The sequence below is a fragment of the Achromobacter sp. UMC46 genome (assembly GCF_014170335.1).
Taxonomy (GTDB): domain Bacteria; phylum Pseudomonadota; class Gammaproteobacteria; order Burkholderiales; family Burkholderiaceae_B; genus Achromobacter.
Genome location: NZ_LZZS01000011.1, coordinates 43,727 through 55,876, shown reverse-complemented (window position 1 = coordinate 55,876; position 12,150 = coordinate 43,727). Strand labels below are relative to the sequence as shown.

At 67.0% G+C, this 12,150-nt stretch carries 8 protein-coding genes; 3 read left to right on the top strand and 5 right to left on the bottom strand.

The annotated features are described in order from the left end of the window. Positions 1-32 precede the first annotated feature (32 nt). The 3 genes from A9973_RS12630 to A9973_RS12620 all read left to right on the top strand — a co-directional run bounded on the left by A9973_RS12630 (position 33) and on the right by A9973_RS12620 (position 5,260). Complete coding sequence (locus A9973_RS12630) at positions 33-1,373, top strand: aspartate aminotransferase family protein (RefSeq protein WP_183014112.1); 1,341 nt, start codon at positions 33-35, stop codon at positions 1,371-1,373. 155 nt (positions 1,374-1,528) lie between these two features. After that, positions 1,529-2,533 (top strand): TAXI family TRAP transporter solute-binding subunit, encoded by a 1,005-nt coding sequence (locus A9973_RS12625; RefSeq protein WP_183014111.1) that lies wholly within the window; start codon positions 1,529-1,531, stop codon positions 2,531-2,533. Between the two features lie 96 nt (positions 2,534-2,629). Continuing rightward, the gene (locus A9973_RS12620; protein WP_183014110.1) at positions 2,630-5,260 is read left to right on the top strand and encodes a TRAP transporter fused permease subunit; all 2,631 of its coding nucleotides are present in this window, start codon (positions 2,630-2,632) and stop codon (positions 5,258-5,260) included. Here the strand turns inward: A9973_RS12620 and A9973_RS12615 are convergent. From A9973_RS12615 to parE, 5 genes are all read right to left on the bottom strand, one after another. Beyond that, positions 5,191-6,402, bottom strand: a complete 1,212-nt coding sequence (locus A9973_RS12615) for a DUF418 domain-containing protein (RefSeq protein WP_183014109.1) — start codon at positions 6,400-6,402, stop codon at positions 5,191-5,193. The genes A9973_RS12620 and A9973_RS12615 overlap by 70 nt on opposite strands. Next, positions 6,399-7,043, bottom strand: coding sequence for a TetR/AcrR family transcriptional regulator (locus tag A9973_RS12610; protein WP_183014108.1), 645 nt, complete (start codon positions 7,041-7,043; stop codon positions 6,399-6,401). Before A9973_RS12610 ends, A9973_RS12615 begins: the two co-directional genes overlap by 4 nt. A 109-nt stretch (positions 7,044-7,152) precedes the next feature. After that, positions 7,153-9,483 carry a DNA topoisomerase IV subunit A gene (gene parC, locus A9973_RS12605; protein ID WP_183014107.1) on the bottom strand — a complete coding sequence of 777 codons (2,331 nt, stop codon included), beginning with the start codon at positions 9,481-9,483 and terminating at the stop codon, positions 7,153-7,155. Between the two features lie 44 nt (positions 9,484-9,527). Further along, positions 9,528-10,124 carry a YcxB family protein gene (locus A9973_RS12600; protein WP_183014106.1) on the bottom strand — a complete coding sequence of 199 codons (597 nt, stop codon included), beginning with the start codon at positions 10,122-10,124 and terminating at the stop codon, positions 9,528-9,530. Further along, a complete protein-coding gene (gene parE, locus A9973_RS12595) occupies positions 10,124-12,085 on the bottom strand; it encodes a DNA topoisomerase IV subunit B (RefSeq protein WP_183014105.1) in 1,962 nt (653 codons plus the stop codon). Before parE ends, A9973_RS12600 begins: the two co-directional genes overlap by 1 nt. Positions 12,086-12,150: the final 65 nt, after the last annotated feature.

Sequence of the window (12,150 nt, the reverse complement as noted above, 5' to 3'; positions counted from 1 at the left end):
ACCCTCCCCTACCTTCGCTTCACGGAATCGCCATGAGCCAAACCCGCGTCCTTCATCGCTCCCTACGCCAGACGCCGCCTGTCGCCGTACGCGGCCACGGCGTGTGGATCCACGATAGCGCCGGCCGCGCCTATCTCGACGGCTCGGGCGGCGCGGCCGTTTCCTGCCTGGGGCACAACCACCCCGACATCCAGGCCGCCATGCACGCGCAGATCGACGCGCTGGCTTACGCCCACACCAGCTTCTTCACGACCGACGTCGCCGAGCAGTTGGCCGACCGTCTGGTGGCCGACGCCCCTGAAGGCATTTCCCACGCCTATTTCGTATCGGGCGGCTCCGAAGCCGTCGAGGCGGCGCTGAAGATGGCACGCCAGTACTTCGTGGAAACCGGCCAGCCGGAACGCCGCCACATCGTGGCGCGCCGCCAGAGCTATCACGGCAACACGCTCGGCGCCTTGGCAGTGGGCGGCAACGCCTGGCGCCGCGCCCAATTCGCGCCGCTGCTGATCGACGTCGAACACGTCTCGCCCTGCTACGCCTACCGCGACCAGCGGCCGGACGAAAGCGCCGAACAGTACGGCGAGCGGCTGGCGCAGGAGCTGGATCAGACCTTTGAAAAGCTGGGTGCCGGCACGGTGATGGCTTTCGTGGCCGAGCCGGTGGTCGGCGCCACGTCCGGCGCCGTGACGGCGGTGCCGGGCTATTTCCGCCGGATCCGCGAGGTCTGCGACCGCCACGGCGTACTGCTGATCGCCGATGAAGTGATGTGTGGCATGGGCCGCACCGGCACGCTCTACGCCGTGGAGCAAGAAGGCGTCGTGCCCGACCTGATCACGATCGCCAAGGGCCTGGGCGGCGGCTACCAGCCCATCGGCGCGGTGATGGCGCAGCAACGCATCGTGGACGCCATGCAGCAAGGCAGCGGCTTCTTCCAGCACGGCCACACCTATCTGGGCCACGCCATCGCCTGCGCCGCGTCGCTTGCCGTGCAGGACGTGATCCGCCGCGACAACCTGCTGGCGCGGGTGCGCGAGCAAGGCGCCGGCTTGCGCCAGCGCCTGGAACACGCCCTGGGTGAACATCCGCATGTGGGCGACATCCGCGGCCGGGGCCTGTTCATGGGCATCGAACTGGTGCAGGACCGCGGCACGAAACAGACGTTCGACCCGGCGGTGACGCTGCATGCGCGGATCAAGCGCGAAGCCATGGCGCGGGGCCTGATGGTCTACCCGATGGGCGGCACGATCGACGGCCGCCAGGGCGATCACGTGCTGCTGGCCCCGCCCTTCATCATTTCCGACGACGAACTGGACCAATTGACCGAACGCCTGGCGGGCGCCATCGACGCCGCCATTGCACAGGCCCGCGCGTAGCGCTCGCCTGCGCGCACGGCGGGGGGGATCCGCCGTGCGCCGCCTGCCACGCGGGCACGTGATGATTCGCACAGGACGCCCCGCCGGCTCGCGGGGCGGCCCAACCGCCGGCAGAGACCGGCAAATCACGGGGAAAAACCCCAGAAGGAGTTTGCATGACCACGTCCGTCAAACATCCCTTGGGCCATCGCAATGCCTTCACGCTCGCCGCGGCGGGCTTGGCCACGGCATTGCTGTCCATGGCGCCAGCACCCGCCGCCGCCCAACAGAAGTTCGTCAGCATCGGCACGGGCGGCGTCACCGGCGTCTACTATGCCGCCGGCGGCGCCATCTGCCGCCTGGTCAACAAGGACCGCGCCACGCACGGCATCCGCTGTTCCGTCGAATCCACCGGCGGCTCGGTGTTCAACGCCAACACCATCAAAGCGGGCGAACTCGACCTGGGCGTAGTGCAGTCCGACGTCGGCTTCAACGCCTACAACGGCGAAGGCCAGTTCAAGCAGGCCGGCCCCTACCCGAAACTGCGGTCCGTGTTTTCGATCCACCCCGAGCCCTTCACCGTTGTCACACGCAAAGACGCGAATATCAAGAGCTTCGAGGACCTGAAGGGCAAGCGCTTCAACGTCGGCAACCCAGGCTCGGGCACGCGCGCGTCGATGGAGGAACTGCTGGCCACGATGGGCTGGACGCTGAAAGATTTTTCGCTGGCCTCGGAACTGCGCCCTGACGAGCACGGTTCCGCCGTCTGCGACGGCAAGATCGACGGCTTCTTCTATGGCGTCGGCCACCCGTCGGCCAACATCCAGGACCCCACCACCAGCTGCGGCGCCAAGCTCGTCTCGCTGACGGGTCCGGCGGTGGACAAGCTCGTCGAAAAATACCCCTACTACGCCTACGCCACGATCCCGGCCGGGCTGTATCCGAACAATCCTGCCGAAACCCGGACGTACGGCGTGACCGCCACGTTCGTCACGTCCGCCGACGTGCCCGACGCCACGGTCTACACCGTGGTCAAGGCGGTGTTCGACAACTTCGACGACTTCAAGAAGCTGCACCCGGCATTCGCCAACCTGAAGCCGGCGGACATGGTCAAGAACGGCTTGTCGGCGCCCCTGCATCCCGGTGCCGAAAAGTACTTCAAGGAAAAGGGCCTGCTCTAAGGCATGGCCAGCGCGCGCCAGCCGCGCGCCAGCCGCGCGCCAGGACACAACGCGCGCCGCCCTGCCGGCGCGCGCCATGACACGTAGGGGAATTTCATGACAAAAGAGCCGCACACGCCGGCCCCGGACCTGGAACAGCTTGTCGCCGACGCCGACCGCGGCGGCCGCAACGTGGGCGGCGTCGCCGGCGCCACGCTGGCCGCGGGCGCGCTGATCTGGTCTTTCTTCCAACTCTGGTACGCGTCGCCGCTGCCGTTTTCGTTCAGCTGGGGCATCTTCAACGACACCGAGGCGCGCGCGTTGCATCTGGGCACCGCGATGTTCCTGGGCTATCTGGCCTACCCCGCCAGCAAGCGCTCCGCGCGCGACCGCATGCCCTGGTACGACTGGGTCCTGGCGCTGGCCGCCGGCTTTTGCGGCAGCTACCTGTATGTCTTCTATAACGAGCTGGCCGGCCGCCCCGGGCAACCCACGCCGATGGACGTGGCCACCGCAGTCATCGGCCTGGCGCTGCTGCTGGAAGTCACGCGCCGCGCGCTGGGACTACCCATGACCGTGCTCGGCCTGGTGTTCGTGGCCTACGCGCTGGCGGGCCCCTGGCTGCCTGACGTGCTGGCGCACCGAGGCGCGTCGCTCGAACGCCTGATGTCGCATATGTGGCTGACGACCGAAGGCGTGTACGGCGTCGCGCTGGGCGTGTCGGTGTCGTACATCTTCATCTTCGTGCTGCTGGGGTCGCTGCTGGACAAGTGCGGCGCGGGCAACTACATGATGCAAGTCTCGTTCGCCCTGCTGGGCCATCTGCGCGGCGGGCCGGCCAAGGTGGCCGTGGTGTCGTCGGCGGTCAACGGCCTGGTGTCGGCGTCTTCGGTCGCCAACGTGGTGACGGGCGGGATCTTCACGATCCCCCTCATGAAAAAAGCCGGCTACGGCGGCGTGCGGGCCGGCGCGATCGAGACCGCGTCATCCGTCAACGGCCAGATCATGCCCCCCGTCATGGGCGCGGCCGCCTTCCTGATGATCGAGTACGTCGGCATCCCCTACACGGACATCATCCGCCACGCGATCCTGCCGGCGGCGATCTCCTACATCGCGCTGTTCTACATCGTCCACCTGGAAGCGCTGAAACTGGGCATCCAGCCCATGATGGCCGCAGGCCCGTCGCGCACGCCGCTGCAGAAGCTGGCGGGATGGGGCATGGGGATCAGCGGCACGCTGCTGGTGATGGGTGCCGCCTACTGGATCGGCACCGGTGTGCAGGCGGCGGCGGGCGCCGCGGCCATCTGGGTGCTGCTGGCGATCCTGGCGGCGCTCTACCTGTGGCTGCTGCGCGTGGCCGCGTCGCATCCCGACCTGCCGCAGGACATCGACGTCAATCATCCCGTGCGGCCGCAACCATGGCCGACGGTTCGCGCCGGCCTGTATTTCCTGATTCCCATCGGCATCCTGGTGTGGTGCCTGAGCGTGGAGGAACTGTCGGCGGGCCTGTCGGCCTTCTGGGCGGCGACCGCCATGCTGTTCCAGATGGTGACGCAGCGCCCGTTGATCGCCTGGTTCCGCAAACAGGACGCGGCCCCGGCCTGGCGCCATGGTTGGCGCGACGCCATCGGCGGCCTGCAGGACGGCGCGCGCAACATGATCGGCATCGCGATCGCATGCGGCACCGCCGGCCTGATCGTCGGCGCGATCACGCTGACCGGCCTGGGCCTGCGCATGACCGCCTTCGTCGAGCTGGTGTCGATGGGCAACGTATTGCTGATGCTGATCTTCACCGCGCTGGTCTGCCTGGTCCTGGGCCTGGGCATGCCCACAACCGCGAACTACATCCTGATGGCGACGTTGATGGCGCCGGTCGTCGTGGAACTGGGCGCGCAGAACGGCCTGGTCATCCCGCTGATCGCCGTGCACATGTTCGTGTTCTATTACGGCATCATGGCCGACATCACGCCACCCGTGGGCCTGGCCACGTTCGCGGCGGCGGCGATATCGGGCGAAGACCCCATCAAGACCGGCATCCAGGGCGTCACCTACGCGGCGCGCACCGCCATCCTGCCGTTCATGTTCGTGTTCAACCCGACCCTGCTGCTGATCGATGTCAACTACGGCTGGGAGCTGGCACTCGTCGTGGCGGGCGCGACGCTGGCGTCCCTGACCTTCGCCGCGGCCACCATGCGGTGGTTCCGCACGCGCTGCACGTGGGCCGAAGTGGGCGTGCTGCTACTTGCGACGTTCATGCTGTTCCGCCCTGACTGGTTCATGGACCGGATCGCGTCGCCCTACGAAAGCCGTCCCGCCGGCGACATCCAGGCGATCGCCGCCGCGATGCCGGACAACGGCCGCCTGACCGTGGTGCTGCGGGGAATCAACCTGGAAGGCGATGAGCTGACCAAGACCGTCGCCGTCGCCTTGCCGGCGCTGGAAACGGGGGCCGACGCGCCTGACACCGGCCGCCGGCGCCTGGCCGAGGCGGGCGTGACGCTCATGAGCCTGGGAGATCAGACGCAAATCGGCGGCGTGCGGTTCGGCAGCCGCGCTCAACGGTCAGGCTGGGAGCAAGGCTGGGACGTGCTGGAAGTCAAGTCGCCGAACTCTCAGCGCTGGTCGGACCATTGGGTCTACCTGCCCGCCTTGCTGCTGCTGGCGGGCCTGTGGATGCGTCAGGGCCGCCGCCAGGGCGGCAACGCCCCGATCGTGAGCGCGCGCAGGAACCATTCCACCGGGCCATAGGCATGGCGGCGCAGCCACCATGCGGACAATGGCAATTGCGCCCCGAAGATGGCCACGGCAATGCCCGTGGCCATCAACGGCGACACCGCCGCGAATAGGCGCAGGCCCCAGCCCGTGAACAGGAATGCGCAGACGATGGACTGCATCAGGTAGTTGGTCAGCGCCATCCGCCCCGCCGGCGCCAGCCAGGCACCGGCGAATCCAAACGCCCGTGTCCGCAGGGCCAGCAGGAAGGCCGCGGCGTACGACATGCTGAGCAACGGCGCGGTCAGCAAATCCACCGCCAGTCCGGGAAGCTCCCAGGCGGCGCCGGCGAACGGCAACGAAGACGTGGCATACAACGCCGACCCGGCCAACCCCGGCAGCAGCCCGAAAGCGCACAGCAGCCCCAGCACGCGCGGCTGATGCCACGGATCCGCCAGCGCATCGCGCCGGCCCAGCGCGTAACCGGCCAGGAACATCGCAAAGACGAACGGCCCCTGCACGAACAGGACCATGAACCAGATGCTCTCGGTCAGTTCCTTGATGTGCTGCAAGATCGTCGTGCCGATCGTGCCCCGGTACGCCTCGATGGCGGCCAGCGCTTCGGCCTTGTATAGCGCCTGATAGCCGGTGGGCACGGGATCCAGGAAACTCAAGGCCCCCAGGATCCCCCAGACCGATGCGGCCAGCACGATCAGCCACAGCGCGGCGCGCAGCGCGCGCTTGGGTTCCATTGCGCGGCATAGCAGCAGCCCCAGGCCAAGCAGCGAGTAGGTCAGCAGGATGTCGCCTTGATAGAACAGCACCGCATGCGCCGCGCCCAGCAGCGCCAGCCCCGCCAGCCTCCGCAGGAAGCGCGGCGCAAAAGCGGCCTGGCTGCGTTCGGCCGCCGACATCTGCAGGGTGAAGCTGTAGCCGAACAGGAAGGAGAACAGCAGGTAGAACTTGGTCTCGAACAGCCACGCGATCACCCAGCGCACGGCCAGGTCCATCGGCCGGGAATAGGCCGGGTCGGCGATGCCGGCGCCATAGAACGGCGACGAGAAGACGCCGATGTTCACGATCAGGATGCCGAAGAGCGCAAAGCCTCGCAACGCATCCACGTGGTCCAGCCGGCCGGGCGTCCGAAGGGCGGCATGGGGTTGAAAGACCGGATTCATGCGCGCCCCTTCGCGGCTTGCGGGCGGCGCGGCGCGGGGCCTCCCGAGGCAACCGCGGGCGGCAGGCTGTGTTCCAGCGCCTGATCCAGCAGCTTGGCCGCAGCTTGGGCGCCGAACGCGGGGTCCACCACCGACCGACTATAGACGCCGTCCAGCAGCAGCAACAGCACGTCCGCCATCTCGGCCATCGGCCGGGGGGCGTCCCGCCCTTTCCAGACCGCCGCAAGCAGCGTCAGCAGGCCGGCCTTGCGTTCCGCCTCGTTCGCCATCACCAGCGCGTGCACGCGGGGATTGCGCACCGCCTCGGCCAGCACCTCCATGCCCAGGCGCACAAAAGCCGGATCCTGATACAGCGCCAGTTGGCCGCCGACCCATTCACGCAGGGCCTGGCAGGCATCCGGCGCCACGATCGCGGCCTGCGTCCTCGATTGGATGTCGTCGGTATCCGAGGCGATCAGCGCCTCGATGATGTCGGCCTTGCTGGCGTAGTAATGGAAAAGGTTGCCGGGACTCATCGCCGCCCGTTCGCAGATCTGCGCGGTGGAGGTCGCATGGAAACCGTGTTCGGCAAAGCAATGCGCGGCGGCCTCCAGGATGTGGCGGCGGCGTTCCTGCTGCTTGATGGGGTCTGTTTTACGCATCGCTTATTAATAGACTGACTGGTCTATCTATTAAATAGCAAAGCCCGGGATCCGGCAAGAAAAAGGGCGAGCCATCGGCTCGCCCTTCCCTTGCCGTACATCCGCGCCATTACCCCAGCACGGGCGACAGCACCGGCTGCTTGGGGCGCACATCCAACTGGCGGCCCTTGCGCGCGCGCTTGCCCACATAGGGGGCCAACGCGTCGCCGGCCAGGATGTCCTCGGTCATCTTGTTGCGGTAGATGCCCGTGGCGCGCAGGCCGCGGGCGCCGATCGGCACCGTCTGGTCCAGCTTGTCCGAGGCATCCAGGCCCATCAGGATCGTGCCGCGCCCGCCGCCGGACAAGGACTTGCACTCGTCCAGGCCGAAGACCAGGAACTTGCCCTTGGCGGACAGCAGCGCCAACTGCGTGGCGCCGTCGAAGAGCGGCACCGGGCGCAGCATCTCGTCGCCCGTCTCCAGCGTGATGAACTGCTTGCCGGCGCGCTGGCGGCTGACCATGTCGGACAGCTTGGCCGCAAAGCCGTAGCCGCCGCGCGTGGCCAGCAGCCAACGCGTATCCGGCGACGCGGCGATGGTATGCACGATGCGCGTGCCGGATTCCAGGTCGATCATGGTGGTGACCGGCTGGCCGTCGCCACGCGCCGAGGGCAGCCCCCCGACCGGCACGGAATACACCCGGCCGTTGTCGCCCATCGCGATCAGCGTGTCGGTGGTGCGGCATTCAAAGGCGCCGTACAGGTCGTCGCCCTGCTTGAAGGCGAATTGCGAGGCGTCGTGGCCATGGCCCTGGCGGGCGCGCAGCCAGCCCTTTTGCGACACGACGACCGTGACGGGTTCGTCCAGCACCTTGGTTTCCAGCACGGCGCGTTCGGCCGTCTCGATCAGGGTGCGGCGATCGTCGCCGTACTGCTTGGCGTCGGCCTCGATTTCCTTGATCAGCAGGCGCTTGAGCGTCGTCGGATTGTCCAGCAGCTCTTGCAGCGACACTTGGTCCTTCCGCTTGTCGGCCAGCTCTTGCTCGATCTTGAAGCCTTCAAGACGGGCCAACTGGCGCAAGCGCATTTCCAGGATGTCTTCGGCCTGGCGCTCGGACAGCTTGAAGCGTTCCATCAGCGCGGCGCGGGGCTCGTCGGATTCGCGGATCGTCTGGATGACTTCGTCCACGTTCAGATAGACCAGCATGCGGCCTTCCAGCACGTGGATGCGGTCGGTGACCTTGTCCAGTCGGAACTGCGTACGGCGCACGACCGTATTGGTGCGGAACGCCACCCATTCGACCAGGATGTCGCGCAGGCCCTTCTGGCGCGGCCGCCCGTCGGTGCCGATGCACACCAGGTTGATCGACGAACTGCTTTCCATGCTGGTCTGCGCCAGCAACGTGTTGACGAATTCGTCGCGGTCCACGCGCGAGGTCTTCGGCTCGAAGACGAGACGCACCGCAGCGTCTTTGCCGGATTCGTCGCGCACGGCGTCCAGCAGGTTCAGCATGACCGCCTTGGCCTGCGTCTGCTCGGGCGTCAGGCTCTTCTTGCCCGACTTGACCTTCGGATTGGTGATTTCCTCGATCTCTTCCAGCACCTTCTGGCCCGACGTGCCCGGCGGCAGTTCGGTGATGACCAGCTGCCATTGGCCGCGCGCCATTTCCTCGAACTGCCAGCGCGCGCGCACCTTCAGCGACCCGCGCCCGCCGCCATAGATCTGCGCGATATCGGCGGCCGGCGTGATGATCTGGCCGCCGCCGGCGAAGTCCGGGCCGGGGATCATGGCGTGCAGTTCCGCATCCGGCAACTGCGGGTGCTTGATCAGCGCCACGCAGGCCTGGGCCACTTCACGCAAGTTGTGCGACGGGATTTCGGTCGCCATGCCCACCGCGATGCCCGACGCGCCGTTCAGCAGCATCACGGGCAAGCGCGCCGGCAGCATCTGCGGTTCTTGCTGGCTGCCGTCGTAGTTGGGCACGAAATCGACCGTGCCCTCGTCCAGCTCATCCAGCAGCAGTTTGGCGATGGGCGTCAGGCGGGCTTCGGTGTATCGCATCGCGGCGGCGTTGTCGCCGTCGCGCGAACCGAAGTTGCCCTGGCCGTCGATCAGCGGGTAGCGCAGCGAAAAGTCCTGCGCCATGCGCACCATGGCGTCGTAGGCCGCCTGGTCGCCGTGCGGGTGGTACTTGCCCAGCACGTCGCCCACGACCCGCGCGGACTTCACGGGCTTGGCGCCCGCGGCCAGGCCCATGGCCTGCATGGCGAACAGGATGCGGCGCTGCACGGGCTTCTGCCCGTCGCCCACGTCGGGCAAGGCACGGCCCCGCACGACGGAAACCGCATAGTCCAGATAAGCCTGCTCGGCGTAGCGCGCCAGCGTGATGGCCGCGTTGGCGTCGCCATCGCCGTCAGGCGGGGTAGGGTCGAACAAGCCGGGTTGATTGCTGTCGGTCATGATGGTTCAGGTAGACAAATTCATCGAAACGGCGTCAATGCGCCTCAAGCGGACGGCGCCAGCTGCGTATCGGCGACGTGCGTGCGCAACACGGCGCGCACCGCCTCCAACGTCGCGGCGTCCTGGCCGCGCTTGGGAATGATCACGCCCTGCAAGGTGCCCAGGATGACGTACAGATGCTGCGGGGTTTCCTCGACCCGGCGGATATCGGACCAGTCCATGCGCCCGGAGGCCGTGGCGGTCGTATCCGAGATGCCCTCGGGCCCGAAGTCCAGCTGATGCTGGCCGAGGAACAGGTCGTCGGGCTGCCTTTTCAGCATTCGCCGCGTGTTCATCCTGACCAGCGGCGGCAAGGCGAACTCGTAGGCCAGCGCCAGCAGCGCCAGGATGCCCAGCCCTACGGCCAGCCCCTGGAAATACACGGGCAGGATCCGCCCCCAATCAGGCCCCTTGCCGTCCCAGGTCTGCCAGATCAGGTAGGCCATCAAAGCCACGATCATCAAGACCGCGAAACGCAGGTGGGACCGGTAGCGGCGGCGGCGCAGTTCGGGACGCTTGTACACGTAAGCCGCGAACTCCGCGTAGTCGTCGGCCGTCATGGCGACGGTCATCCGGGCTTGGCCGGGCGTGGCGGTCGTCATCAGATGTCCAGCTCCGCCAGGTTGCCCTTCTCTTCGATCCAGGCGCGGCGTTGCGAGGATTCGCCCTTGCCCATCAGCATGTCGAACATGCGGGTGGTGTCTTCAGGGGTCTGATCGCCGTAGCCCACGGGCAGCAGGCGACGCGTGTCCGGATTCATTGTGGTTTCCCACAATTGTTCGGGGTTCATTTCACCCAGGCCCTTGAAGCGGCTGACCGACCAGGCGCCTTCCCGCACGCCTTCCTTGCGCAGCTTGTCCTGCGCGGCCTCAAGCTCGCCTTCATCCAGGCAATAGATCTTGCGGGCCGGACGCTTGCCCTGCGCGGGCACTTCCAGGCGGAACAGCGGTGGCTTGGCCACATACACGTTCCCAGCCTCGACCAGCTTGGGGAAGTGCTTGTAGAACAAGGTCAGCAGCAGCACCTGGATGTGCGAGCCGTCAACGTCTGCATCGGACAGGATGCAGATGCGGCCGTAGCGCAAGCCCGACAGGTCCGGCGTATCGCCCGGGCCGTGCGGATCCACGCCGATCGCGACCGAAATGTCATGGATTTCATTGTTGGCGAAGAGCCGGTCGCGATCCACTTCCCAGGAATTCAGCACCTTGCCGCGCAGCGGCAGGATGGCCTGGAATTCCTTGTCGCGGCCCATCTTGGCGGAACCGCCCGCGGAGTCGCCCTCGACCAGGAAGACTTCGGTGCGGGTCGCGTCGCTGGATTCGCAGTCGGTCAGCTTGCCGGGCAACACGGCCACGCCCGAACTCTTGCGCTTTTCGACTTTCTGGGCGGAACGTTGGCGCGCCTGGGCCTGGCGGATCGCCAACTCAGCCAGCTTCTTGCCGTATTCCACGTTGCTGTGCAGCCACAGGTCCAGCGCGCTCTTGGAAAAGCCGCCCACCAGGCGCACCGCGTCGCGGCTGTTCAGGCGTTCCTTGATCTGGCCCTGGAATTGCGGGTCCAGCACCTTGGCCGACAGCACGAAGCTGGCGCGCGCGAACACGTCTTCCGGCAGCAGCTTCACGCCCTTGGGCAGCAGGCTGTGCAATTCGGCAAAGCCCTTCACCGCGCCGAACAGGCCTTCGCGCAGCCCGGATTCGTGGGTACCGCCGGCCGGCGTGGGGATCAGGTTGACGTAGGACTCGCGCACGGCGTTGCTGTCTTCGGTCCAGGCCACCACCCATTGCGCGCCCTCGCCTTCGGCGAAGTTCTCATGGTCGGCGCCCGCGTACTGCTGGCCTTCGAAGAACGGCACCATCAACTCGGCACCGGTCAGCGCCTCGGCCAGATAGCCGCGCAGGCCGTCCTGGTATTGCCAGGTCTTGGTGTCGCCGGATTTCTCGTTGACCAGCGTGACCTTGACGCCAGGCAGCAGCACGGCTTTGCTGCGCAACAGGTGTGTCAGTTCGCCCAACGGGATGTTGGGGCTGTCGAAGTATTTGGCGTCGGGCCAGACGCGCACGCGGGTGCCCGATTTCTTGCGGCCGCCCTCGGCATACGCCGCCAGCGGTTCGGCGACGTCGCCTCCCTTGAACACCAGCCGGTTGACCGCGCCGTCGCGCCACACCACCACTTCCAGCCGGGTGGACAACGCATTGGTGACGGACACGCCCACGCCGTGCAGGCCGCCCGAAAAGGCATAGGCGCCGCCGCCCGCCTTGTCGAACTTGCCACCCGCGTGCAGGCGGGTGAAGACCAGCTCCACGACGGGAGCGCCTTCTTCGGGGTGCAGGCCGACGGGAATGCCCCGCCCGTCGTCCTCGACGGACACGCTGCCGTCAATGTGCAGCGTGACCTGTATCTGCTTGCCGTAGCCGGCCAAGGCCTCGTCTGCGGCGTTATCAATGACCTCTTGCACGACGTGCAGCGGGTTTTCGGTGCGGGTGTACATGCCCGGGCGCTGGCGCACGGGCTCCAGCCCCTTCAGGACGCGAATGGACGCCTCGGTGTAACGTGGAGTGGCCAAGTTATCCCCAACATCTGTGGAAAAAAACCGACATTTTACGGATAAGCCTAGATTCTGCGCGGCTC